General features: G+C 36.9%; 18 protein-coding genes and 1 riboswitch. Of the genes, 2 read left to right on the forward strand and 16 right to left on the reverse strand.

What is annotated here, in order from left to right:
• Positions 1-53 precede the first annotated feature (53 nt).
• From DD829_RS06965 to DD829_RS07010, 10 genes are all read right to left on the reverse strand, one after another.
• A complete protein-coding gene (locus tag DD829_RS06965; protein WP_108409727.1) occupies positions 54-3,020 on the reverse strand; it encodes a reprolysin-like metallopeptidase in 2,967 nt (988 codons plus the stop codon).
• 106 nt (positions 3,021-3,126) lie between these two features.
• Positions 3,127-5,238, reverse strand: a complete 2,112-nt coding sequence (locus DD829_RS06970; RefSeq protein ID WP_108409726.1) for a prolyl oligopeptidase family serine peptidase — start codon at positions 5,236-5,238, stop codon at positions 3,127-3,129.
• Between the two features lie 72 nt (positions 5,239-5,310).
• A complete protein-coding gene (locus DD829_RS06975; RefSeq protein ID WP_108409725.1) occupies positions 5,311-5,976 on the reverse strand; it encodes a hypothetical protein in 666 nt (221 codons plus the stop codon).
• Positions 5,977-6,226: 250 nt separating this feature from the next.
• Complete coding sequence (gene prfA / locus DD829_RS06980) at positions 6,227-7,312, reverse strand: peptide chain release factor 1 (protein WP_076393854.1); 1,086 nt, start codon at positions 7,310-7,312, stop codon at positions 6,227-6,229.
• Between the two features lie 544 nt (positions 7,313-7,856).
• Positions 7,857-9,149, reverse strand: coding sequence for an APC family permease (locus DD829_RS06985; protein WP_108408681.1), 1,293 nt, complete (start codon positions 9,147-9,149; stop codon positions 7,857-7,859).
• Positions 9,150-9,152: 3 nt separating this feature from the next.
• Positions 9,153-11,576, reverse strand: coding sequence for a TonB-dependent receptor plug domain-containing protein (locus tag DD829_RS06990; protein ID WP_108408682.1), 2,424 nt, complete (start codon positions 11,574-11,576; stop codon positions 9,153-9,155).
• A gap of 94 nt (positions 11,577-11,670) precedes the next feature.
• Positions 11,671-11,774, reverse strand: a riboswitch (SAM riboswitch).
• Between the two features lie 383 nt (positions 11,775-12,157).
• Entirely contained in the window at positions 12,158-14,995 is a 2,838-nt protein-coding gene (locus tag DD829_RS06995) for an alpha-amylase family glycosyl hydrolase (RefSeq protein ID WP_108410846.1), read from the reverse strand.
• 236 nt (positions 14,996-15,231) lie between these two features.
• Positions 15,232-15,522 carry a hypothetical protein gene (locus DD829_RS07000; RefSeq protein ID WP_175608822.1) on the reverse strand — a complete coding sequence of 97 codons (291 nt, stop codon included), beginning with the start codon at positions 15,520-15,522 and terminating at the stop codon, positions 15,232-15,234.
• A 100-nt stretch (positions 15,523-15,622) separates the two neighbouring features.
• Positions 15,623-16,699: a serine hydrolase domain-containing protein gene (locus DD829_RS07005; RefSeq protein WP_108410832.1), complete on the reverse strand. Its 1,077-nt coding sequence runs from the start codon at positions 16,697-16,699 to the stop codon at positions 15,623-15,625.
• A 78-nt stretch (positions 16,700-16,777) separates the two neighbouring features.
• A complete protein-coding gene (locus tag DD829_RS07010) occupies positions 16,778-18,385 on the reverse strand; it encodes a fumarate hydratase (protein ID WP_108410833.1) in 1,608 nt (535 codons plus the stop codon).
• Positions 18,386-18,705: 320 nt separating this feature from the next.
• On the opposite strand from DD829_RS07010, the gene fumC reads away from it, so the two are divergent.
• Positions 18,706-20,100, forward strand: coding sequence for a class II fumarate hydratase (gene fumC, locus DD829_RS07015; RefSeq protein ID WP_108410834.1), 1,395 nt, complete (start codon positions 18,706-18,708; stop codon positions 20,098-20,100).
• Between the two features lie 85 nt (positions 20,101-20,185).
• Here the strand turns inward: fumC and DD829_RS07020 are convergent, their stop codons facing one another.
• The 3 genes from DD829_RS07020 to DD829_RS07030 are packed head-to-tail and all read right to left on the reverse strand — an operon-like array spanning position 20,186 to position 22,418.
• Positions 20,186-21,223 (reverse strand): outer membrane beta-barrel protein, encoded by a 1,038-nt coding sequence (locus DD829_RS07020; protein ID WP_108410835.1) that lies wholly within the window; start codon positions 21,221-21,223, stop codon positions 20,186-20,188.
• Between the two features lie 33 nt (positions 21,224-21,256).
• Complete coding sequence (locus DD829_RS07025) at positions 21,257-21,871, reverse strand: hypothetical protein (protein ID WP_108410836.1); 615 nt, start codon at positions 21,869-21,871, stop codon at positions 21,257-21,259.
• Entirely contained in the window at positions 21,858-22,418 is a 561-nt protein-coding gene (locus tag DD829_RS07030; RefSeq protein ID WP_076393870.1) for an RNA polymerase sigma factor, read from the reverse strand. The genes DD829_RS07025 and DD829_RS07030 overlap by 14 nt, the downstream gene beginning before the upstream one ends.
• 146 nt (positions 22,419-22,564) lie before the next feature.
• Here DD829_RS07030 and DD829_RS07035 point away from each other — a divergent pair, with 146 nt between their 5' ends.
• Positions 22,565-22,756, forward strand: a complete 192-nt coding sequence (locus DD829_RS07035) for a bacteriocin-like protein (RefSeq protein ID WP_076393872.1) — start codon at positions 22,565-22,567, stop codon at positions 22,754-22,756.
• 66 nt (positions 22,757-22,822) lie between these two features.
• Here the strand turns inward: DD829_RS07035 and DD829_RS07040 are convergent, their stop codons facing one another.
• From DD829_RS07040 to DD829_RS07050, 3 genes are all read right to left on the reverse strand, one after another.
• Positions 22,823-24,043 carry an aminotransferase class V-fold PLP-dependent enzyme gene (locus DD829_RS07040; RefSeq protein ID WP_108410837.1) on the reverse strand — a complete coding sequence of 407 codons (1,221 nt, stop codon included), beginning with the start codon at positions 24,041-24,043 and terminating at the stop codon, positions 22,823-22,825.
• A gap of 206 nt (positions 24,044-24,249) precedes the next feature.
• Entirely contained in the window at positions 24,250-24,894 is a 645-nt protein-coding gene (locus DD829_RS07045; protein ID WP_076393876.1) for a 50S ribosomal protein L25/general stress protein Ctc, read from the reverse strand.
• 56 nt (positions 24,895-24,950) lie between these two features.
• Positions 24,951-25,889: a ribose-phosphate pyrophosphokinase gene (locus DD829_RS07050; RefSeq protein ID WP_076393878.1), complete on the reverse strand. Its 939-nt coding sequence runs from the start codon at positions 25,887-25,889 to the stop codon at positions 24,951-24,953.
• Positions 25,890-25,950: the final 61 nt, after the last annotated feature.

The following is a 25,950-nucleotide window of genomic DNA, read 5'->3' on the forward strand; positions in this document are numbered from 1 at the left end:
AAATAATCCGGATAAAGTTTATCCGGATCATTATTAGTTTTATGTTGAGACCATTATTTTTTGATCAACTTAGTACTGTAAGATTTTTCGCCATTTTTAATTGCAATTACATACACTCCTTTAACTAAACTGGATACATTAATAATCTGATTGCTAAGATCTCCCTGAAGTACCAATCTTCCATCGGCACTGTAGATTTTATATTCTGCTTTACCTTTGATATTCTTCACCCCAACAAAGTCTTCTGCCGGATTCGGATATATAGAGATATCGGATTCTGCATTATTTTTAACTTCATCCGTAGCAAGAACTGTATCGGTAATCTTCACTCTGAAGTCCATTGTTCCTCCTGCAGGACTTACAGAACCACAAGCTGAAGTAAGAGGCGTATTAAAATTACCCGCAACTCTCATTAAAGTCGTTTTATCTCCTGAATAAGCAGTTGTAGGAACTGTAAAGCTAGCAGAAACCGCTCTTACACCGGAAGCATTAGGCGTACCACTGTTTGAAAGAACTTTTTCTGAAGCTTCGAATACACCATTTCTGTTATAATCGATCCAAACATTAAGTCCCATCGGATTACTAACATAATCTGAAGTAGACAAACCATATACTGCTACAGAATATGCTGTTCCTTTCACAAGATTAATGACATTGGCAGGAACCTCAGTAATATCTTTATAAGATCTGAAAGTAGCATCTACATAATTAACATTCGCCAACTGAACACGCCCTATTGCTCCAAAGTAAGGAAGCGGACTGTTCAGTACGCAATAATCATATCCTGTTCTAAGACCTTTTGTTTTGAAAGTATAAACTCCTGAGAAAGTTCCGGGAACAGTATTTACCACTGCAGCAACTCTTACTTCATAGCTGGTTTCATCCTCAAGTCCAGTTAAAGAAATTGAATTAACACCGCTTGAAGCTGTCGTCCAGTTTGTATCGCCTACTTTTCTGTAGTTTACTGAATATGTTGCTCCGGGTACTGCATTCCATCCTACAATAGCCGATGTTCTCAGTACGTCCAGATCTCTTGTTTTCAAGCCTGTAGGCGCATTTGTAGTAGAGGTCGGCGCAGCCGCCACTGTAATTTGTGGAGAAACCGCATAGAATACATTTCCAATTGCGGAAATTCTTAATTTAACAGCACCAGTTAAACTTGCAGGCATTTGCCCTGTATAACTTCCAGTATTTGATGTTGATGCAACCAAATCCGTCCATGTAGTTCCATTATCCGTTGTATAATCTATCTTTACATTTGATACATTATATGGTGCAGCATTTGTATTTACCGCATCCCACAAGATTGTATTTGAAGCATTGTTGTAAAGTACTGTAGCATCAGTAATTCCATTAAATTTAAATGGTCCGTCGTTACCCACTGTAACTGTTGTTTCTGAAGAAGAAACCATTGGTCTTACCGGGTTTTCGTCTCTTACAGTAACTGCGTATTTTAAAACTCGGGGAATATAAGATACTGTTTCCCAATCAGTTTTATTAATTAAATTACCTGTCATTACAGTAGATAATTTAGGGAAATATCTTCTTCCGCTGGTTGTTCCAAAGTATGATCTTGTTAATGCTCCCACCGGATTGAATCCCCATCCGCTGTCTCCGGAAATAGAATTGGTTGTTCCTACAGTATCATACTGCTCCCAATTGTATTTAAACACATCATTCTGTGCATCAGTAGCTGAAGCTTCCAAATAATAAGCTGTTCCTTTAGGAATGGTGTAAGCTGTAAGAGGTGCAATAACCGGAGCTGTGTTTGTAGTGATCGTCTGTTCCGTACCACAAGCACTTTTGCTATCAAGATTTGTTAGAATCTGATCAATTGATGAATAGTGAAAATAAGCATCAGAATTCATCTGAACATTATCCGGAGTTATCCCTGCATATCCCATAATGGTTGTTCCTCCTCCGGGTTCAACATTTACAGCCGTTCCTTCCGTAATATTAGAAAACGTATGGTTTCCTCCAAGCTGATGTCCCATTTCGTGTGCAACATAATCGATATCAAATGTATCTCCTACAGGATTTGTATTTTGAGTGAATGCTGATCCTTTTGCTAAAGTAGTGCTTGTTGCAGGATCTGTACAAATACATCCTATACATCCTGCATTCCCATTTCCTCCTGCCGCATTGAAAACGTGACCGATGTCATAATTTGCATTCCCAACTTGGGAAGTTAGGGTTTGCTGTAAATTTAAATTTAAATTACCGGTATAAGGATCTGTCGTTGGATCTGTATAAATAATTCCCGGTAAATTCTGAACAAGTAATTTTATACCAAATTCTTTTTCGAAAACACCATTCACACGGGTCATTGTTGCATTCATTTGGGTTACTGTATTTGTAATTCCTCCTGAAGGATCAAACAGTTTTGTATATTCTCCTGTTGTAGAAAGCGCCAAACGATACGTTCTGTATTTTGTAATAGAAGGTCTGTTTGTAATTCCTACACTAGAAAGATTTTTTTTTCCGTTTTCTAAAAGAGATTTAATATCCTTGATGTTTTTTTCTTCTGTACCACATTCAAACCCTTGGTCGCTCTGTGTTCTCTTGGATTTATAAAAAACGCCGTATGTTTTTTTATCCTTAGTAATAGGTTCTATAAACTGAAATACACCATCTTTAATAATCATTGTCTGGATTTCAGTAGGCGATGTACTGAATCTAAGGTATTTTGAAGGATCATCCACTCCTACACCTACGTAAGATCCAAGTCCGTAGGTATCTGCCATAGATTTTTCCATAACAGGATTGCTATATACCGCAAACTTTTCAACTTTACCCTCTACAGTCGGTAAAGAAATAATAACAGGTTTTGCTCCGTTTCCTGTTTCCACAGCATCTTTCAAAAGGTCTCTGAGCGATGTTAAGTCTACCTTATAAGCATACTTCACCTCCACTTCTTTTCTAATTTCAGAAACTTTCTGAGAAGACGGCTCCCATCTCTGTGCATAAGCAGAGGTAGCAATACCCGCTAAAGCACAAACCAGTAAAATTCTTTTTTTCATAATAGCCAATTAATATTTTTAAATATTCTAAACAAATATAACTTGAGTGGAAAATTACAAAAAAAATGGCTAACATTTAATATATCAGCCATTTTTAACATTTTGATTATTTTTTCAGGTTTTTAACCCCCATTTCATACAACGCAAAAGAAATCAGATCTGCGTTTTCTCCGATCACCTGTTCCGTAGATCTTCCGGCTCCATGACCTGCGTTTTTCTCAATTCTTAGTAAAATCGGGTTGTTACAAGCCTGTTTTTCCTGTAATTCTGCACCAAATTTAAAAGAATGCGCCGGAACTACTCTGTCATCGTGATCACTCGTGATAATCATGGTTGATGGATAACACGTTCCCGCTTTTACATTATGAACCGGAGAATAAGATTTTAAATAGTCAAACATTTCCTTGTTGTCTTCCGCAGTTCCGTAATCATAAGACCAGCCTGCTCCTGCGGTAAATTTATTATACCTCAACATATCCAGAACACCTACTCCCGGAAAGGCAACTTTGGCTAAATCCGGACGCATCGTCATCGTAGCTCCTACCAGCAAACCACCGTTTGATCTTCCTGAAAGCGCCATGAACTGTTTGGAAGTATAGCCTTTGCTCTGTAAATATTCTCCTGCTGCGATGAAATCTTCAAAAACATTTTTCTTCTGCATCTTCGTTCCTGCATCATGCCATTTTTTACCGTATTCTCCGCCACCACGAATGTTCGGAACGGCATAGATTCCGCCGTTTTCCATCCAGATTGCATTTACAACAGAGAAAGCGGGCTGCAAACTGATGTTGAATCCTCCATAAGAATAAAGGATCGTAGGATTTTTACCGTTAAGTTTTGTTCCTTTTTTGTAATTGATCATCATCGGAATTTTTGTTCCGTCTTTTGAAGTGTAGAAAACCTGTTCTGAAACATAATCTTCCGGATTGAATTTCACTTTTGGCTTCTGATACACTTCTGATTTTCCTGAGTCTGCGTTAAATTTATACGTCGTTCCGGGAGTGATGTAATTGGTAAATGAAAAATACAGCTCTTTTTCTGTTTCCTTGCCTCCAAATCCGGAAACATTTCCTTTTCCGGGAAGGGAAATTTCACGGATCAGTTTTCCGGTTCTGTCATATTGTTTTACCTGATCAATGGCATCAATCATGTAAGTTGCGAAGAAATATCCTCCTCCTGTTGTAATTCCTAAAACATTTTCGGTCTGAGGAATAACATCTTTCCATGTTTCAGGAGCCGGATTTTTGATGGAAGTTTTTACCAGACGCATATTCGGAGCATCTTTATCCGTAAAAATATAAAGATCATCGCCCTGCGTATCAACAATGCTTACATTGATATCAAAACCTTTATTAATCTGAACAAAATCGCCGCCGTTTTTCAGATCCTTTATATACATTTCATTTCCGTTGGTTGCGTTGGCTGCGGAAATAATCAGATATCTTTGATCTTCGGAAACTCCCGCTCCTAAATATCTTCTCGGTGTTTTTTCTCCGCCAAAAATCAACTGATCATCGGATTGTTTGGTTCCCAGTTTATGAAAATACACTTTGTGTTTATCCGTCATTCCCGAAAGTACGGTTCCTTCTTTTGGTTTGTCATAGCTTGAATAATAGAAACCTTCATCACCCTGCCATGAAATTCCGCTGAATTTTACATCAACAAGGGTTTCATCAATCTGTTTTTTTGTAACAGCATCGATGATGATGATTTTGTTCCAGTCGCTTCCTCCTTCCGAAATAGAATACGCAGCCAGATTTCCTTTTTTGTTGAAAGAAAGCTGTGAAAGTGAAGTGGTTCCTTTTTCTGAAAATTTATTCGGATCCAGAAAAACTTCGGTTGCTTTTGTTTTGTTGTTGATTCTGTATAATACCGACTGCGCCTGCAATCCGTCATTTTTATAATAATAGGTATACTCACCTTCTTTGAAAGGTGCCGAAATTTTTTCATAATTCCAGATGTCTCTCAACTGGTTTTTAATTTCATCTCTGAAGGGAATTTTCGAAAGGTAATCCTGACTGTGCTTTACCTCATCATCTACCCACTTTCTGGTGGCTTCCGAATCATTTTCCAAATCTCGGTACGGATCTGCAACGGCAGTTCCGAAATACGTATCGGTTTGGTTTCCTTTGACTGCTTTTGGATAATTCATTTTTTGTGAATAAAATGTTGCCGAAAAAAGAACTCCGGCTGTGAATAAAATGGGTGTGAATTTCATATTAAGCTATTTTCCCAAAAGTAAGGAATCTGTTTTGAATAAAAAAAGCCGTCTAAAAGACAGCCTGAATTTTTAATTGAGATTTTTCAGATAAAATTCATTCAGCTTCCAGTTTAATTCCTGTGGTCCGCCGTTCCAGTAGTAAATGGTTTCGCCAATTTTAACCTGATAAAGATTTAATTTCTGTTCTGTGGAAACAATTTTATCTGCTTTTTTAATCTGATTGGTAACATCAATGAGATATTTTTTCATTTCTCCCGCACCAATATTTTTAATGTCTCCTATATTGAGCATCAGACGATGAGAAGGCACCTTAAAACTTGCTTCGTATGTAACTTCGGAGAACCCGTTTTCTTTAAATCTTTCATCATTTACGGTTTTAATTTCTTTTACTCTATATTTCGCATTGGTAAAATTCTGCATCAAAGCACTGAAATAATTTTTAACCTCAACCGAACATTCAGATGCCACATTTGCAGGAAGACCGGCAAGAAAAAGTCTGGTATAATCGTCTATCTTTTCGTTATAAGTGTCTTTAAGTTTGATTCTGTGGGTACTTTCTTTTCCCAGAAAATTAATAAGATAACTGTTGAGTTCTTTTACAGATTCATCATCATATTTTACAAAAGAATTAAAGTAAAGATTAAAAACATTTTCAGGCTTTAGAATATTTTGGGATTTTAAGCTTTGAAAAGAGAAAAGAAGTATTGCCAGAAAGGCAATGTTAAGCATTTTCATAAGTATAGTTCATTTTCAATTTTAGTGTATAAAAAAGCTCTTAAAAAATTAAGAGCTTATATAAATGTACATTATTTATGTGATCAAAAAAGCTTTTGAGGAAATTATTTTTAAACAGGCATTAAAAATCAGTTATAATAAACTGATTTAAAACAATTTAAAAAATTTACATTTTAAACATTCAATTAATATAAAAATAAAAGTCTCCGAAATACTCCGGAGACTTACAAAAGATTTTATGGTAAAGATTTTATAAACTTTCTTCTTCGCCTTTCATTTTTTCGGCGTTTTCGGCCATGATAACGGCATCGATCATTTCAGAAATATCTCCGTTCATGTACGCATCTAAGTTATACATGGATTTGTTGATTCTGTGATCGGTAACTCTTCCCTGAGGATAATTATAGGTCTTAATTTTCGCTGAACGGTCTCCCGTAGAAACCATTGTTTTTCTCTGTGCCGCAATATCTCCCTGAACTTCCTGCAACTTAATGTCGTATAATTTCGCACGAAGCATTTCCATCGCCAGTTCACGGTTAGCTAACTGGGAACGTGCCTGCTGACAAACCACCACCAATCCTGAAGGTTTGTGTGTAAGCTGCACTTTAGTTTCAACCTTGTTAACGTTCTGTCCTCCTGCTCCACCTGAACGTGAAGTCTGCATTTCGATATCTGCCGGATTAATTTCCACATCCACTTCTTCGGCTTCCGGAAGAACCGCAATGGTAATTGCCGAAGTGTGAACCCTTCCCTGAGATTCTGTCTCAGGAACACGCTGTACACGGTGAACTCCGGATTCGAATTTCATGATTCCGTACACGCCTTCTCCTTCCACTTTCATGATGAGTTCTTTGTACCCTTTCGCCGCTTCGTTAGAATCTGTGATCTCGTGTCTCCATCCTTTCGTTTTGAAATACATGGAATACATCCTGTAAATATCTTCCACGAAGATGGCTGCTTCATCACCTCCTGTTCCGGCACGAAGTTCCACGATAACGTTTTTGTCGTCTGCAGGATCTTTAGGAATTAATAAAACTTTTAATTCTTCCTCAAGTCCCGGAATTTTTTCCAGTGCTTCGTTTTTCTCGATTTTTGCCAGTTCCACGAAATCTCTGTCGGATCCGTCGGCAATAATTTCGTCGGACTCTTCAATCGTATCCAACGCTCCTTTATATTGATCGTAAACTTTTACAATTTTCCCCAAATCGCTATATTCTTTGTTCAAAGAAGAATATCTTTTTTGGTCTGAAATAACATCAGGCTGTATAATAAGGTCTGCCACCTCATTATATCTCTGTTTTATAGCTTCTAATTTTGGAATTAATGATTTAGACATTATGAAAATTTTGTGGGTGCAAAGATACGGATTATTAATTCAATTTTAAAACTAATAGTTTGTTGTTCTGAATGAAGCGTATGCGTATTGAAGAATCTTTTTTTAACGCAATGTTCCCAATAGTTGTTGAGTTAAGCGTTTTTTTAAGCGCAATGTTCGCAAGGATTTTATTTTAAATGATTGCAATTACTTTTCGGTCGCAACGGCGTTTCACTCAGCGAATGATAAAAATGTGTAAATGATTTCTTACGTAATAGCTTGGTGAAATTAAGGCGTCTCCAAACGATATCAAAAATATAATTCTGCTATCATTTGCTGAGTGAAACGCCCTTGCGAACGGATTTTTTTCAAAGCTAATTCAATTATCCTTGCGAACTCTGCGTTAAAAACAATATTTGGTTGTATGGATTTAATACTAAGATTAGAAATTAAGAGTTCAAATAATCTTCACAAAACTTAACTTCTTAAATAATCTTAATGGTTCAATTATTCCTGCGAACTCTGCGTTAAAAACAACTTTTGATTGTTTTACGATTAATTTAAATCAGCGGGATAATTTCTTATCAATTAAATACAAAACAATTCCCACCGCAACAATTCCTAATCCGATGATGCTTTCTTTTGGATTATGAATGAACGTGAAATACAGAATGTAGATACTGAACAATAAAAAAAACGTAGGAAAAATATAAAAAAGATTGGATTTGAATATTTTCCGGTCTTCTTTTTTAATGAAATATGCCGTAGAAATTGCCAGACTGGCAAACAACTGAAGAATGAATGCTGTGTAAACAAAGATTTCCTTAAAACTTCCTGTGAGAATAATCAACGTTGCAATCACGGCATGGGCAAAAATGGCACGAACAGGAATTCCTTTTTTATTTCCGACCGATAAGGATTTCCAGAGCCTGTTTTCTTTTGCAAAAGCCTGTGTCAAACGGGAACCTACCCATAAATAACCGCTGATGGTGGCGACTAACTGTAAAGCAATAAAAATATTAACGACTTTACCGAAAGTATTTCCCAGCATATTATTGGCAGCTTCCCCCATTACATCTTCTTTTCCCGCCAATTGATTTACCGGAGCGTGTTTCAGCATGATAAAATTAACCAAGAGATAACTTACGGTTACGAAAACAGTTCCTACAATGAGTGATTTCGGTAAATTTTTCTGAACATCTTTTATTTCTCCCGCAATGTAGGAAGCAGAATTCCAACCTGTGTAAGAATACGTTACGAAAACCAGAGACGTCGCAAAAGCAGGAAGCATAATTTCCTTTTGCCATGAATCATCTAATTTCAGGCTGTTCCCAATTGTTTCTGAGTCTGAAATTCCGATTCCTATTATGATGAGAACAATGATGAACGCAATTTTTATCAGTGTAAAAAAATTATGAAATCTGCTTGAAGCCTGTAAGCTGAATGACAAAAAAACGGAAACCAGAAAGATAATTCCGATGGCAAAGCTGTTTCCAAAAGAAACATCGAAAGCAGAAAGGTATTTCGACATCGCCAAAGCAGCCAATGCAACGGGAGAGGAAAACCCGATGATGAGGGAAATCCAGCTCACGAGATAGCCTAAAAGCGGGTGATAGGTTTCTTTCAGATAAATAAAATCTCCGCCGTTTCCTTTGAAATGGGAACCTAATTCGGCATAGCAAAAGGCTCCGAACAAAGCAAGAATTCCTCCAATGAAACAAAGGAGGAATATGCTGTAAGCATTCGTAATGTCGGTAAGCTGAAAACCGAGTGTTGTAAAAATTCCGGTTCCGATCATATTCGAAACGACAATTGCCACTGCGGTTTTCCAGCCGATCTGATGTGAAGTTGAATTCATTAATTAAAATGTAAAATTAAGCCTTCCGAAGAAATAGTTTCCGAGAGTTCCCATCTGCACCGGAGCATATTTGAAAACCCCAAAATACGAATTTTCATACATCTGAAGATCCGGAAAGACATCAAACACATTATTGGCTCCGACGGTTAAATTAATATTTTTTGTGAAATCATATCCTACACTCACATCGGTGACTACTTTCGGATTAAATTCCTGAACTCCTCCAAACGGATATCCGTCGCGGATTACTTTCCCGAAGTAAGTATTTCTCACCAGAAAATTAAATTTTCCGACTCCGTAATTCAGTCCTAAAGAAGCTTTGGTTTTGGGCGAGAGACTTTCGATGATATTGATCTGATCCGGTCCGAAAAATTCATTCTGCGGTGTCTGAAGATTAGCCGGGAAATGAAAATCTGTAATTTTTGTTTCGGTATAATTTCCGGCAAGATTGATATTTAAATTACCGCCTCCAATTTTCCAGTCGTAAGCAACTACCAGATCTACTCCTTTGGTTTCCGTATCAACGGCATTGGCAAAAAATCTTCCGCTTTCCACACCATAAACCGCCAGTCGATCGTCTGTAATATTACTTGTAATCACGATTCGGTCTTTCACTTTGATTAAATATCCGTCTAAAGTGATTGACAGCTTATTGATCGGCTTTAAAGTAAATCCAACGCTTCCGTTCACCGAAGTTTCCTGTTTTAATTTGTCGAAACCAAGTGCTTTTGCAGCTTCGCTGTCGTTGTTAAAAATTCCTTTGGTAACAATTGAATTTCCTGTGGTGGAAATATCTGCATAAGAATTGTTAAAATACTGCTGCTGAAGAGATGGTGCTCTGAAGCCGGTTCCCACCGCAGCACGGATTGCATAATTTTTTGCGAATTCGTACCTCACTGCTAATTTTCCGTTCAGTGTACTTCCAAAATCTGAATAGTTTTCGAATCTTCCAGCAAGGTCTACATTTAATTTTTTATCCAGATCATAAGAAACGTCGGCATAAACTGCAGTTGAATGTCTTGATTTTGAAAGTGCGTTTTGTGGTGAAAATCCAATAAACGACTGCGCTCCTCCTGCTCCGGAGATATTATCCGGATTGGTAGTCGCCGTCACAGGATTTCCGAAAATATCATATCTCATATAGGAAGCCTGATCTCCTGCTTTAATTTCGTACTGCTCAAACCTGAATTCCCCACCGAATGCGATATTGAAGTTCCTGATGTTTTTTGAAACATCAAGATTAACAGTATTCTGAAGAAAACTGTGTGCTCCCGCATAAAAATCTGTTGGTGACTTGGCTCCTAAAGATGCATTGACGGTGTTGCTTACATCATAATTGAATGTATTGCTTCCGAATGTATTGCTAAGGTCAAAAAACCAATCGTTTTTATTATATTTTGCTCCGACTGCATAAGAAATGTCATAGATTTTCGAGCCTAAAGTCGGCTGAAAACCGTTCGGATAAATAGAATAAACATTGTTTGAAGTTTCACTCGGCAATCTTCTGAAACCGTAACCCTGCCCTTCTTTGATACTGAAACCTCCGAAGGAATATATTTTAAACTGATCGTTCAAAGGATATTCGGAATTAAAAAATAACTGTGCCTGCTTTATTTTTGCATCACCGATCTGGAAATTAAAATCATCCCGTGTTAAACCATTGGCAAGAATTTTCTGATAGTCCAGAGCTTTTGCAGCATTAAAATCCGGAGCAAAATCATACGCGAAATTATCACCGTAAATATCAAGATTATGATTCTGCGTTCTTGTTGTTTTTCCTCTTTGGTTTAATTGCAGGGATAAACTGATATAGCCGTCTTTTTTCCCTAAAGAAGTTCCGTAGTTCGCTGCTGCCTGATACGTTTCGCCATCATTTCTTCCGGAAATTCCGTAATTAAGACTGGCTGTTCCGCCGATATTTTTTTTAAGAATAATATTGATGACTCCTGCAATGGCATCAGAACCGTATTGTGCCGCCGCGCCATCTCTCAGAACTTCAATTCTGTCGATTGCGATTACCGGAATAGTACTTAAATCTGTACCTACAGAACCGTTTCCGACTGTATTCTGATAATTAACTAAAGAAGTAGTATGTCTTCTTTTTCCGTTAACGAGAACCAGAACCTGATCAGGTCCCATTCCTCTCAAAGTAACAGGATCGATATGTTCTGTACCGTCTGAAGCCGACTGCCGGACTGAGTTGAAAGACGGGATAACATAATTCAGTAAATCCTGAACGGTAGTTTGCGGTGAAGACTGCTGTATTTTTTCGATGTTGATGATGTCTACCGGAACCGGAGTTTCCAGTTTTGTGCGTTTTGCATTTCGGTTTCCTACAATGACCACATCTTCTATCTGCTGTTCTTTTTCCTGTGCCGATAAAAATCCTATTGCTAAAAGGAGTACGCTTACGCTGAGTTTTTTCATTCTATTCAGTGCTTTAAAAAAATTAATTTAAAATGGTTTGCCGAAACAAACATAAAGACCTTCAAGAAGCTGGAATTCATACGGAATACTGACTCACTTATCTTCCCCCAATCGGGTTGGAATTAGCACCTTTTCATCAGAAAATGTCGGTTGCTAAGGTTTCTCAGGGCCAAATCCCTCCACCTTTCTCGATAAATCTACCGCAAAGGTAGACTAATAATTTTAATCTGCAAAAAAATTTGAATTTTGAATTTTTAAGGAATATAAAAATTGTGAATAAGATGTGGATAACGCGTGAATTACCTATTAGGAACGTATTAATTTGATGTTAGTATACAAAAATTAATTGTCGATAAACAATTTTTCAATTGTGAGTAAAATATGAATAACGTATGAGTAAGGTATGAATAAGATATGGACAACCTTCTATTTTAATGTGGAAAACAATGTGAATAAAGTATTGAAAAGCCGTTAGTATCGTATTGACAACCTTGATTTTTATTGCGGATAAAATATGAATAAGCAAAAAAAGAGACCGCTTTCGCGATCTCTCAATATAAACTTTTGAAGTTATCCACAGGTTATTTTACCATCATTTTCTGAATCGAAACTCCCGTATCTGATTTCAAATGAACCAAATACGTTCCTACCGGATAATTTGTTTTTAATTCGTAGGTCCCGTTTTCATTATTTAATTTAAATGAATCCATTTTTTTACCGCTCATATCGTAGATAAAGATTTCCCCATTCTTCGCTTTGTGGTAAATTAATTTTGCCAGACCATTTTTTACAGGGTTATCCGCAATTTGCAATGAAAGCTTATTTTCAGCATTCACATCTGCTGTGGATAAACTTCCCACATAATTTCCGAAAATTCTGAATTCTCCCGGCTGAAGAGTAATCGGAGCCGTTGTAGAAGTTACATTAGAAACAGAGTTATCCATTAGATTCTGCCACTGACCCACATACGGGAAATACGGAACCACGCTTTGAGCTGCCGTTGTGTAATTTGCTAACACCACTACATTTTTCACTCCGTTCGTAATTGCGTTGTCGTAAACGTAAATTCTCGTAATTAATCCATTTAGATCGTTTGCTAAATTATTTGATTCAACAGTATAGGTTTTTGACTTGAAAACCGGATATATATTTTTGAAATTAATAATTTTCGCCCAGGTATCATAAACTGCTTTTCTATTGATATCTGTATCATATCCCAAAGTAAACGCAATTGGCTTTTCATCGGTTCTGCATGCGTTATTAATGGTTCCGTTCGTACATCTGTTGATGCTGAATTCGTATCCAAGTTCTCCGAACTGCCAGATCATTTTCGGACCGGGAATAGTGAAGAACGTCGCTCCGAAAGCTTTCATTCTGTCTAAAGCTGTATTAAGGTTTTTAACATCATAGCTTCCGTTCACCGCTCCGTAAGCAAGGTTTTTGAACATTAATCTTTCTTCATCGTGACTTTCTCCGTAACCTACCGCTCTCATTTCAGAGAATCCATGCAGCGTATGATTCATTCTGTCGAAATTACTGTTCTCTTTATAGCCCATCGTATTCTGGTTATATGATCCGTTCTGGTTGTTCCACATCATCACTCCTTTTCCTTCTGCAACTCTGTAGTTTGCCCACTGCTGTTCTTCGGCATCGGTTCCCAAATGTTCAAAAATCATGTAAGAATTCGGATCAAGAGCCCATTGCTTATCTGCATAGTATTTCAGGATATCTACTCTGTCCTGCTGATAAGAGTTTGTACAGGCTTCATCGTTTTCAGTACAGCTTTGTGTAAATCCTTTTGTTAAATCCCAACGGAAACCGTCTACATGATATTCCGTTAACCATTGCTGAAGACATCTTTCAACGTAATATTTCGTTGAAGTACTTGTATGGTTAAAATCATTGAATACATTATAAGAATGTTTAGGAACCTGATTGAAGTAAGGATTATTGGCTGCAATATCTCCGTAACCGTCTCCATCCGGATCAACATTCCAAAGTCTCGCGAGCGGAGAACGACCTGTTGCATGATTAAAAGCAATATCCAGAATTACAGCAATTCCGTTCTGATGACACAGATCTACAAATTCTTTGAATTTTTCCGGTGTTCCGTACGCTTTGTCTAATGCATAATGGAAAGAAGTATTGTATCCCCATGAAAGATTTCCTTCGAATTCCATGATAGGAAGCAATTCAATTGCATTAATATTCAGATTTTTCAGGTATGAAATCTTACTAATTAAAGACTGCCAGTTTTTTTCCTGCGTAAAGTCTCTTAACAGCAATTCATACACCACAAGATTTTCTTTTGCCGGACGCTGGAAATTCGTAACCTGCCAGTTGTAAGGAGTTTGTCCTGTTTTAAACATAGAAACCTCAAAACCCTGTCCGGCAGGAAACGCCGGTAAATTCGGATAAGTCGTAGAAGAAATGTACTGATCGTCATAAGAAGAAAGAATCTGTGGAGAGTAAGGATCTGCCACTTTTCTTAAATCATTGGTTCTGTACTGGAAAGTATACAATTGCTGAGGCGTTAATCCGCTTAACTCAATCCAATATAAATCGGGATTTGCAGTATCTCTTTTCATCAGATAAGCATCATTCACCGTCCAGTTGTTGAAACTTCCGATGACATGAACGAAATTTTTAGACGGAGCATACAAAGCCAATCCTACTTTTGTGTTATCGGTTGGATGATAATTGATCCCCTGTCTTATCCATGACGGAATTGCTTCCGAAATCACATTTCTCGGAACCTGCAAAATAAAAGTTGAGCTTTTTGAAGCCGAACCCTGCGTTGCAATCAGCTCCATATTAGCATCTCCTGTTACCGTGTAGTTATAAGAATATGAAGTTGATGCTGTAGAAGTAGAATGTACAACCGTTCCGTTGGCTTTAAGCTGAAAAGTTGCATTTACATTGGTGGTAGCCGTAATGTTAATAGAATTCCCTGTAGGAACAGAAGTTAAACTGTTAGCCGCCGGATTTGTCATCGTTAAATTCAAAATCCCTACATTAACAAAAATATCAGGAGTCGTCTGATGCGCACCGGTTTTATCTTTCAGCAAAAAGCCGAATCTTCCGATGCCTGTTCTTGCATAAAAAGTTGTCGGTGTAAAAGATAAAGAATAAGTGTCTGTGGCAGCATTATAATTTAATCGATTAGATTCATTGGAATTGTTCCAACTGCCATTTGTCGGGCAATCCTGACTGTTCTGATAATTGGTATCCAGAGACCACGTCCAGATATAAATGGCATTGTTTGAAACTCCCCACGCCGATTCATCAATCTGATTTCCGGGCACAGTTAACGTTATTGCATCCGTCTCATTAAACGGATTCGGGGTAATTGTATAGCTTATCTGCCCAAAAATATGAGCTATGACAAACAACAAAATACTGGAATAGAATTTTTTCATATAATTCATCCTTTTAAGGTTAATTCAATACTAAAGTAAATTATTTTTCGAAAAAAAAATCAACTTTTGTTGAAAAACAGAACTTTACCCCAATTAAATAGTATGCTTTGAATAATACTTAACTGATTGAATTATAGAAACAAAAAAACCACTTAAAAAATTAAGTGGTTTAATATATGTTGTTTTGCTTTGATATTGCTTTCTCAGAATTCAGGTGAGAAAACAATGACAATCAATTAATGATGTCCGTGTCCGTGACTGTCGTGTAAGAAAGGTCCGTTTCCTTTAGGATTGCTGTAGATTACTTCTACCCCTTCCTGCTCGTTCAGCTGTTTGCTTCTGATGTCTTCCGGATTAAAAGGTTTTACTTTTCCGAAATACTCTTTCAAACCTTCTGTCAACCACATTGGAATTACCAACCCGAAGAACATAAAGATACACCAAAATCCTACAAGGAACATTGTAATGAAGAAAATTGTCCAAAGGAACTGGTAAAACGGCCAAAATGCTGATAAAATCGTTATCATTTTCTTAAAGATTTTAGGCAAAAATAGGACTTTTTATTTTTTTACACAAAAGATATACGTCCTATTTTATTATTTATTTTGATTTTAAACTATTATACCATTACTTCACGCTGCTAATTTGACTATTTAAAACTAATTGAGCGATATCTTTTGTAAGCTGTGTTGGGGAATGACAGTCGCAATTGCTGAATCCTAATACATATATGTCTGCATCGGGAATATATACTCCCATAGATTTGAATCCAAAAATACTGCCACCATGCTCTCTTGTAGGAGTTCCGTTGATCTCTTTTAAATGCCATCCATATCCATAGGTAAACTCTTCTCCGCTGTTTAGTTTATTTTTTGTATAAAGTTTTTTAGTATGTATTTCATCAAGAATAGTATATCGATTAATAGCATCTTGCCATTTCAGCATATCTTCAACGGTTGACATTAAAGATCCGGAAGCGAATGGAACACTGTAGTTGATAATTGTCTTGTTTACAAACCCATCTTTCTTTTCATGATATCCATAAGCTCTGTTTTTGATTATCTTTCTGTCTGTAGCATAAAAAGAGTTGTTCATCCCAATTTTTTCAAAAATATTTTTCTTCACGAAATCTTCATATGTTTCTCCGGAAACTAACTCAATTAAATATCCAAGCAATACATAACCGGAATTATTATAATCAAACTTTTCTCCGGGATTAAAATCAACAGGTTCATTTTTAAAAAAATCAATCATCATTTTGGGAGTCATTTCCTTTTGTGCGATTTCTGAGATTGATTTCATTTTCGTAAAATCTTTGATTCCAGAAGTGTGGGTAAGCAAATGATGAATGGTGATAGACTTTCCATTCGGATAATCGGGAATATACTTAGAAATAGGATCTTTTATATTTAATTTACCTTTGGATTCTAAAAGTAAAATAGAAAAAGCTGTAAACTGCTTGGTCATTGAGCCTATCTGGAATACATTTTGGACAGTCATATCCGTATTCAGTTCCAAATTAGACTTACCAAATGCTTTCTCATAGATAATTTCTCCTTTTTTAGAAACCAGGAAAACACCGCCGGGAGCATCTGAATCTTTAAACTCTTTTTGTATCAAACTGTCAATCTTTGCATCCGTCTGAGCAAAAGATATACTGAAAACAGTTGTACTAAATATAAATGTAAGTAAAAAATTTTTCATAATACTATTTTGTATTGCAAAGATAACTTTAAATAAAGTACCATGCAATACAAAGTAGTAATTATTTATAAACTAATTTTAGTGCGCAAGATCTGCAAAGAAATCATTTCCTTTATCATCCGTAATGATGAACGCAGGGAAATCTTTCACTTCAATTTTTCTTACGGCTTCCATTCCCAATTCCGGAAAATCCACCACTTCAACAGAAAGAATATTGTCTTTCGCTAAAATAGCAGCCGGACCTCCGATGGAACCTAAATAAAAACCTCCGTATTTGTTGCAGGCATTGGTAACGTCTTTTGTTCTGTTTCCTTTTGCCAGCATAATCATACTTCCGCCGTGGCTCTGGAATTCATCTACATAAACATCCATTCTTCCCGCCGTAGTCGGTCCGAAACTTCCTGAAGCCATTCCTTCCGGAGTTTTTGCTGGTCCCGCGTAATAAATCGGGTGATTTTTGAAGTATTCAGGCATTGGCTGTCCTGCATCCAGTAATTCTTTGATTTTTGCGTGGGCAATATCTCTGGCTACAATTAAAGTACCGTTCAGCTTCAGTCTCGTTTTGATCGGATATTTTGAAAGTTCTGCTAAAATATCAGACATCGGCTGATTCAGGTTGATTTCTACTGCTTCTTCCAGATGTGGCGGTGTTGCCGGTAAAAATCTCTTCGGATCCTGCTCCAGTTGTTCTAAGAAAATTCCGTCTTTCGTAATTTTTCCTTTGATATTTCGGTCTGCTGAACAGGAAACTCCCATTCCAACCGGACAGGAAGCGGCGTGACGCGGTAATCTGATTACTCTCACATCGTGTGTTAAATATTTTCCGCCAAACTGTGCTCCGATAGCACTTTCCTGACAGATTTTCTGAACTTTCGCTTCCCACTCCAAGTCTCTGAAAGCCTGTCCTGCTTCATTTCCTTCTGTCGGAAGATTGTCATAATATTTTGCTGATGCTTTTTTTACCGCTGCAAGATTGGCTTCCGCGGAAGTTCCACCAATTACCAAAGCCAAATGGTAAGGCGGACAAGCAGCCGTTCCCAAATCTGAAATTTTTTCTTTGATAAATTCTTCCAGAGATTTTTCGTTCAGTAAAGATTTTGTTTTTTGATACAAGAATGTCTTGTTTGCCGAACCTCCTCCTTTCGTTAAAAATAAAAACTCATAATAATCTCCTTTTTTAGCATAAATATCGATCTGTGCCGGAAGATTGGAACCTGAATTTTTCTCATCAAACATTGTTAGAGGAACCACCTGAGAATATCTTAAATTTCTTTTTTGGTACGTATTGTAAATTCCTTTGCTTAAATATTCTCCATCATCAACGCCTGTGTAAACGTTTTCTCCTTTTTTACCCATCACAATTGCAGTTCCGGTATCCTGACACGAAGGCAAAGCTCCTTCCACAGCAACCGCGGCATTCTGTAATAAATTGTAAGCCACAAATCTGTCGTTGTCCGTAGCTTCTGGATCATCAATAATTCTTCTCAAGCTTTCAAGATGCGAAGAACGAAGCATGAAAGAAACGTCTGCCATTGCTTCTTCTGCCAAAAGCTCAAGCCCTTTCGGATCAATGGTTAAAATTTCTCTGTCTCCTAATTTTTCAACTTTTACGTAGTCTGAAGTCAATTTTTTGTATACCGTATCATCCTTTAGAATCGGATACGGATCCTGATATCTGAAATCCATTTTACTTTTTTCTTTGGGTGCAAAAATACGGCTTACTCAAAAATGCATGAGTAAAATCAGTAACTTAGATCGATATTTATAATGATTATAAATTGCGAGAGTTTTCTTTTCTCATTAACTTTATACGAAGATATTTTAACCACAAAAGACACAAAAGCTTTTAAACACTTTAGTTATTTTAAGTTTAATAAATAATGCTTTAGAAGAACATATTAGTTTTAAAAATCTTCGATTTTCATTTTGTGAAATTTGATTTTTATAAAATTTAATAAATCTCTTTGCTTTTGGGGCTAAATCAAAACTAAACAAATTTCAATCACATGAATTACAGAATAGAAAAAGACACGATGGGCGAAGTGCAGGTTCCTACAGATAAGTTTTGGGGAGCCCAAACGGAACGTTCAAGAAATAATTTTAAGATGGGTCCGGAAGGTTCCATGCCTCATGAAATCATCGAAGCTTTTGCTTATCTTAAAAAAGCGGCGGCATTTACCAATACAGATTTAGGAGTTCTTCCTGCAGAAAAGAGAGATATGATCGCGAAAGTCTGTGACGAAATTTTAGAAGGAAAACTTAACGATCAGTTTCCTTTGGTGATCTGGCAAACCGGTTCCGGAACACAGTCCAACATGAATGTAAATGAGGTAATCTCCAATAAAGCACACGTTAACAACGGTGGAAATTTAGGCGAAAAATCAGAAATCCATGCAAATGACGATGTGAATAAATCGCAATCTTCCAACGATACTTATCCAACTGCGATGCACATCGCGGCTTATAAAAAAGTGGTGGAAACTACTATTCCGGCTGTCGAAAAATTAAGAGATACTTTAAAAGAAAAATCAGAAGCGTTTAAAGATATTGTAAAAATCGGAAGAACACATTTGATGGACGCAACGCCTTTAACGTTAGGTCAGGAATTCTCAGGGTATGTCGCCCAACTCAATTACGGTTTAAAAGCATTAAAAAATACTTTACCTCATCTTTCTGAGCTGGCTTTAGGCGGAACTGCGGTTGGAACCGGCTTAAATACTCCCCAAGGTTATGATGTAAAAGTGGCAGAATATATTTCGAAATTTACGAATCTTCCTTTTGTAACCGCAGAAAATAAATTTGAAGCTTTGGCGGCTCATGATGCGATTGTAGAATCTCACGGAGCTTTAAAACAACTTTCGGTTTCTTTATTTAAAATTGCTCAGGATATCCGATTATTAGCTTCCGGACCTCGTTCGGGAATTGGAGAAATTCATATTCCGGAAAATGAGCCGGGATCATCTATTATGCCGGGAAAAGTTAATCCTACCCAAAATGAAGCAATGACCATGGTTTGCGCTCAGGTTTTAGGAAATGACACGACTATTTCTTTTGCAGGAACGCAGGGAAATTATGAACTGAATGTTTTCAAACCTGTAATGGCTTATAATTTTTTACAGTCCGCCCAACTGATTGCCGATGCATGTATTTCCTTTAACGATCACTGTGCGGTCGGAATTGAACCGAACTATGAAAGAATTAAAGAACTGGTTGATAAATCTCTGATGCTGGTAACGGCTTTGAACACGCACATTGGTTATGAAAATGCTGCAAAAATTGCCAAAACCGCCCATAAAAACGGAACTACCTTAAAAGAAGAAGCGTTGAATCTGGGACTTTTAACCGCCGAACAATTTGACGAGTGGGTAAAACCTGAAGATATGGTGGGAAGCCTGAAATAAACTAAGAATTAAATTATTAAATATTGCAAAACCGCATGACAAATTTGTCCTGCGGTTTCCTGTTATATATAAATGTTACGTGTTTTTACCATTTGTAAGCAAGACCTATAACCAGAGCTTTGTCATTTTCAAATTGATTATCCTTGAAAAAATTACCGAAATCTTTCTTCACGAAAATGCTGAAATCGCTGTACGAAACGGTAAACTGCGCTCCATAAATGAAAGGATTTACCTGATAATTTCCTCTTTCTCTCTGGCTGATTTCTTCGCCTTTAATAATGTTGTTTGTCGACATTCTTACTCCTCCATAAACATTTGCGCCTACTTTAAAGCCTTTCTGATAATCTCTGTACTGGATATCCATTCCTGCACTTTTCAGTTTAGAAAAATTGTACTGCAAACCTAAAGGAACGATGACATAGCCTGTTCGCAATTTGCTTTTGCTTAAATTTTTATCATACGCTGAAAGGTAAATATCCGAATTCATGTCTTTAGCAAAAAACCGGTTATTATCAATATTTAAGGTTCTCCATGAAAATCCAAGCCCGGAAATTAATCCCCAATGACTGGTTCTGCTGAACTGATAATTGAATTTCAACCCAAATTCAAGATTTCCTGCGTATCCTAAATTTTTATCCAGATCATTATCTGCTTTATTATTGGTGAGAATCATGGCTCCGTAAGAAAAATAGGCGGTGAAGTTCTTAGTCGGACGGAATTTCCTTAGAAGTTTTTCTTTAATTTCTTCGTTGGAAGTTACATCAGAATTCAGAAGAGAATATCTTACCTGCTTTTGAATCACAGAATCCAGATCAAAACCGAGCTCTTCAATTCTCTGATCAATTTTTTCCGAAAAGCGGTCGGCAACAAGCGCCTTTTGTTTGTCAAATTCAGCTTTATCAAGATTCTTAGCCTGAAGAATCAGCAGTTCTGCTTCCATCTGCTTTTTTTCTTCCTGAATAATCGAATCAATTTTTCGGGCATATTCATCTACTTTTTCTTTTACAATCGGGCTTACTTCTGTATCTTCTTTAGACTGAAGATTTAAGGTAAGATTTTTCTGAGAATAGGCTGTACCTGATAAAAGGCACAATAGTCCCATCATGATCATTTTTTTAATCATAGTATTATTTTTTATTTGTTAAAATTTGAAGTATTATTTTCCGTTCAGATCAATGGTTGCCACGTTGCTTTCTTTGGTTTTCATGATAACATCTTTATGCTCTACCGAGAACAGTAATGTGGAAGGATCAACATATCTTTTTCTTTTTCCCTGAGTTTTTGCAGAATCTGACTTTGCCATGATTTTTTCAGGCTCGATTTTAGAAATAGTACCGATAATTTCCGGAGCATTTTCTTTTGTTAAAGGTATTTGTTTTTGCTCAATCATGATCTGCGACTCTACCGCTTCATTCTTTTTCTCACTCGGAATATTTTCTATAGCAACAGATTCTGTTTGTTTCTGCTTTACAATTTCAGGAGATGGTACTGTTAGTTCCTGCTCTTTATTTTGAATAACCGGCTTTTTAACCTCAGCAACAATTTCAGATTTTTCAGTTTCCTTATTTTCTTTATTAAAAAACAAAACTGCTCCCAAACTGAACGTTAAAACCAGACAAGCCGCCACCAAATACCAATTTATTTTTGTTTTTGAGTTTCTTCGTTCCGACTGGGTTTCAATTTCAGACCACAAATTTCTAGAAGGAGCAATTTCTCTTTCTGAAATCTGTTTTTTGATATGATGTTCTATATTATTTTTAGTAGTGTTCATTTTTCAGTGCTTTTTGTTGTTGAAAGTAAATTTTTCTCATTTTTTCTTTTGCCCGAAACAGTTGTGTCTTACTTACGGCAACAGAAATCTGCAAAGTATCTGCAATTTCCTGATGCGAATAATCTTCGAGAACATAGAGGTTAAAAACCATCCTGTAAGCATCCGGAAGCTGATCCAGAAGTTCCTGTGCATTGAAATCAAAAGCAATATCCTCTTCATAAATTTCTTCCAGATAAGACTGGTTGATGTCGTCCAGATAAAAAACGGTTTTGCGGCTTTTAATAAAGTTCAGACATTCGTTCACCACAATTCTTCTTGCCCAGCCTTCAAAACTTCCGTCATTTCTAAAGGTCTCAATACTTTTAAAAATTTTACAGAACGCTTTTATTACACAATCTTCAGCCTGATACAAATCTGTAACGTAACTTCTGCCGATGCTCAGAAATTTCTTTACATTCTGATCATAAAAAACTTTCTGCGCTGCCGGTTCCTGCCTTTTGAGGCGGCTCAGCAAATCATCTTTTTTATTTCCAAACAGAAGCTTCATAATTATTTGTTTCTATTAGTAAGACAATTAAAAACGGAAAAGGTTACACCGAAGGAAATTATTTTTTGAAATTTATTAAAAAATATCATTTTAAATATTTTTCATACCTTAGAGACTTATTACAAACTACTATAAAACAAAACATTATGAAAAATCTAAAAAAAATCCAAAGAGAGAACTTAAAACAGGTTTTAGGCGGTCATACCTGTCCTGCCAATACGTACCACATCACATATAACGGATATCATGCGTGCTGTCTTCAGATTCCGAGCGGAAACCCATGTCTTTCTACAAAATGTCTGGTTCCGATGGAAATGTGCGATTCAGAATTGAATTAATAGTCCATACAAAAAGAAAACGGTCAGAAATTTCTCTGACCGTTTTGTATCTTAAAAAATCTAAGTCTAACTTAGCATTTTCTGTGCTTTTTTTACGCCTTCTACCAAAGCATCAATTTCACTGAATGTATTGTACACCGCAAAACTGGCTCTTACGGTTCCTGCAATATTGAAAAAATCCATAATCGGCTGTGTACAATGATGCCCCGTTCTTACAGCAATTCCTAATTTATCCAGAATCATTCCTACATCCGAAGCAATTCCGACTCCTTCAAGATTGAAAGAAACGACGCCGGTTCTGTTGGCTTTTTCACCATAAATTTTAATGCCTTCCAATTCCAGAAGCTGTCTCTGCGCATATTCCAGCAAAGCATTTTCATGGTTCTGAATATTTTCCTGCCCAACTTTCAGAATAAAATCCACGGCAGCTCCCAAAGCAATGTTTCCACCTACATTTGGTGTTCCTGCTTCATATTTAAAAGGAAGACCTGCGTAAGTGGTGCTGCCAAAAGAACAGGTGGCAATCATTTCTCCGCCTCCGTGAAATGGTGGCAAGTCTTCAAGAATCTGCTGTTTTCCGTACAAAATTCCCGTTCCCATCGGAGCGTACATTTTGTGCCCCGAGAAAACAAAAAAGTCGCAGTCCATTTTCTGAACATCAAGGGTAAAATGAGGCGCAGACTGAGCTCCGTCGATAACGATGTAAGCATTGGTATTCTTTCTTGTTTTTGCAATGATTTCTTCAATCGGATTAATAATTCCTAAAGCATTGGAAACCTGATTAACAGAAACAATTTTTGTTTTTTCACTTAAAAATTTTTCAAACTGATCGAGTTGAAGAATTCCGTTTTCATCCATAGGAATGACTCTCAGCTTCGCTCCGGTTCTTTCACATAGCATCTGCCAAGGAACAATATTGGAATGGTGTTCCAGATAAGAGATAATAATTTCATCGTCCTTTTTTAATTTTTGGGTTAAAATATAGGCGATCAAATTGATTCCTTCGGTAGTTCCTTTGGTAAAAATAACCTCAAAATCATGTTCAGCATTGATGAATTTCTGGATTTTTCTTCTGGAAAGCTCCATTTCTTCAGTTGCCAACTGGCTCAGCGTGTGAATTCCACGATGTACATTCGCATTGATTTCTGTGTAATATTTGTTCCAGACTTCCAAAACGGAATCCGGTTTTTGAGAGGTGGCTGCATTATCGAGATAAACCAGTGGTTTACCGTTCACTTTCTGATCTAATATAGAAAACTGACTTCTGATTTCCTGAATGTCAAACATTTATTAAATTTTTAATTAAAACGTTCTTATTTAGAACTCTTCAAATTTACGGCTTTTTTTCTAAAGCAAAGATGATGGATGTTGTGTTGTTGGGCAACAGGCAATAGAAAGATTCAATTACTCAGACAAAAAAAGTTTTATCGGATAGAATAATAAAAAAACCTGCCAAAAAATTGACAGGTTTTCTATATCTCAATAAGAAATTCTTATTCTGCTGCTGCTTCAGTCGCTTCAGGAGCTGCTCCTTCTTCAGTTGCAACTTCTTCTTCATCTTCATCGTCCATTGCTGCTGCACCACCTTTCATTGCATTTCTAGACATCTTAACAGCTACTACAACTGCGTTGTCAGGGTGCATGAAAGAGTATCCTTCAGTTTTGATACTTCCTACATAAAGTTTGTTACCAATTCTTAACGGAGTAACGTCTACAACGATCTCATCCGGTAAGTTTGCAGGGATCGCTTTTACTTTCAGCTTTCTGAAAGACTGACGAAGAACACCACCAGCTACAACACCTTTAGAACGACCAGTGATTCTTACAGGAACTTCCATGATAACTGGCTTATCATCAGATAACTGATAGAAATCTGCGTGAAGAATTTTGTCTGTAATCGGGTGAAACTGAATATCCTGAAGAACAGCCGGAATTGTTTGACCATCAACCTCAATAGATACCGTGTGTGCTTCAGGAGTGTATACTAACCCTTTGAAAGATTTCTCAGTAGCAGAGAAATTCAAAGGAGCTTCACCTCCGTAAACAACACAAGGAACTAATTCAGCATCACGTAAAGCTTTTGTAGACTTTTTGCCCACGCTTTCTCTTTTTGTACCTTGAATTGTAATAGATTTCATTTATAAAAAATTTAAAAAATTGTTTCAAATTAAATTTGCAAACTTCTAAAAATCAGTTAAATAACAAATTTACTGCTAATCGACTGATGTTCATGAACCATCTTCATAACGTCCGCAAATAATGGGGCGCAAGATAGCACTTTTATTTTAGATGACAAATTATTTTTAACAGGAATTGAGTCAGTTACAATAACTTCCAATAATTTTGATTTCTCAATATTTTCGTAAGCCTTTCCTGAAAGCACTCCGTGCGTTGCCATTGCTCTTACAGATTTCGCTCCTTTTTCCATTAAGATGTCTGCCGCTTTACAAAGTGTTCCGGCGGTATCTATCATATCATCAATAAGGATAACATTCTTCCCGTCCACATCTCCGATAAGGAACATTTCTTCTACAACGTTTGCTTTTTTTCTTTCCTTATAAGCAATTACTACATCTGCACCCAAGTGACCTGCATAGTTTTTCGCTCTTTTTGCACCTCCCATATCTGGAGAGGCAATCGTAAGATTTTCCAGATTGAGATCTCTGATGTAATCTACGAAAATAGTAGAAGCATACAGATGATCTACCGGAATTTCGAAGAATCCCTGAATCTGATCTGCGTGAAGATCCATTGTCATGATTCTTGTAGCTCCTGCTGCCGTTAAAAGGTTTGCCACCAACTTAGCACCGATTGGCGCTCTGGGCTGGTCTTTTCTGTCCTGCCTTGCAAGTCCGAAATATGGAAGCACTACGGTAATACTCTTAGCAGAAGCTCTTTTGGCAGCATCAATCATCAGAAGAAGCTCTAATAAATTGTCTGCCGGCGGAAACGTAGATCCAATCAGGAAAACTCTTCCCCCTCTTACGGATTCGTCTAAAACAGGTTCGAATTCTCCGTCGCTGAATGTCTGAAAGTTGATTTTTCCTAATTCTTTCCCATAATTTTGGGCAATTTTCTCTGCCAAGTCCTTACTCGTCCTTGTAGAAAATAGATAACTTAACTGATCGGCCATTTTTACTTTTTAAAGATTTTGCAAATTTAAAAAAAAACCACAAGAATTACTCTTGTGGTTT

This window comes from Chryseobacterium sp. HMWF035, from assembly GCF_003094695.1.
GTDB lineage: Bacteria > Bacteroidota > Bacteroidia > Flavobacteriales > Weeksellaceae > Chryseobacterium > Chryseobacterium gambrini.

Bases quoted from the DNA above. Each gene is read 5' to 3' on its own strand.
- DD829_RS06990 (WP_108408682.1), bottom strand. From the start codon at position 11,576: ATGAAAAAACTCAGCGTAAGCGTACTCCTTTTAGCAATAGGATTTTTA.
- DD829_RS06985 (WP_108408681.1), bottom strand. From the start codon at position 9,149: ATGAATTCAACTTCACATCAGATCGGCTGGAAAACCGCAGTGGCAATT.
- DD829_RS07040 (WP_108410837.1), bottom strand. From the start codon at position 24,043: ATGTTTGACATTCAGGAAATCAGAAGTCAGTTTTCTATATTAGATCAG.
- fumC (WP_108410834.1), top strand. From the start codon at position 18,706: ATGAATTACAGAATAGAAAAAGACACGATGGGCGAAGTGCAGGTTCCT.
- DD829_RS07045 (WP_076393876.1), bottom strand. From the start codon at position 24,894: ATGAAATCTATTACAATTCAAGGTACAAAAAGAGAAAGCGTGGGCAAA.
- DD829_RS07005 (WP_108410832.1), bottom strand. From the start codon at position 16,699: ATGAAAAATTTTTTACTTACATTTATATTTAGTACAACTGTTTTCAGT.
- DD829_RS07025 (WP_108410836.1), bottom strand. From the start codon at position 21,871: ATGAACACTACTAAAAATAATATAGAACATCATATCAAAAAACAGATT.
- DD829_RS07000 (WP_175608822.1), bottom strand. From the start codon at position 15,522: ATGATAACGATTTTATCAGCATTTTGGCCGTTTTACCAGTTCCTTTGG.
- DD829_RS07010 (WP_108410833.1), bottom strand. From the start codon at position 18,385: ATGGATTTCAGATATCAGGATCCGTATCCGATTCTAAAGGATGATACG.
- prfA (WP_076393854.1), bottom strand. From the start codon at position 7,312: ATGTCTAAATCATTAATTCCAAAATTAGAAGCTATAAAACAGAGATAT.
- DD829_RS07020 (WP_108410835.1), bottom strand. From the start codon at position 21,223: ATGATTAAAAAAATGATCATGATGGGACTATTGTGCCTTTTATCAGGT.
- DD829_RS06975 (WP_108409725.1), bottom strand. From the start codon at position 5,976: ATGAAAATGCTTAACATTGCCTTTCTGGCAATACTTCTTTTCTCTTTT.
- DD829_RS06965 (WP_108409727.1), bottom strand. From the start codon at position 3,020: ATGAAAAAAAGAATTTTACTGGTTTGTGCTTTAGCGGGTATTGCTACC.
- DD829_RS06995 (WP_108410846.1), bottom strand. From the start codon at position 14,995: ATGAAAAAATTCTATTCCAGTATTTTGTTGTTTGTCATAGCTCATATT.
- DD829_RS07030 (WP_076393870.1), bottom strand. From the start codon at position 22,418: ATGAAGCTTCTGTTTGGAAATAAAAAAGATGATTTGCTGAGCCGCCTC.
- DD829_RS07035 (WP_076393872.1), top strand. From the start codon at position 22,565: ATGAAAAATCTAAAAAAAATCCAAAGAGAGAACTTAAAACAGGTTTTA.
- DD829_RS07050 (WP_076393878.1), bottom strand. From the start codon at position 25,889: ATGGCCGATCAGTTAAGTTATCTATTTTCTACAAGGACGAGTAAGGAC.
- DD829_RS06970 (WP_108409726.1), bottom strand. From the start codon at position 5,238: ATGAAATTCACACCCATTTTATTCACAGCCGGAGTTCTTTTTTCGGCA.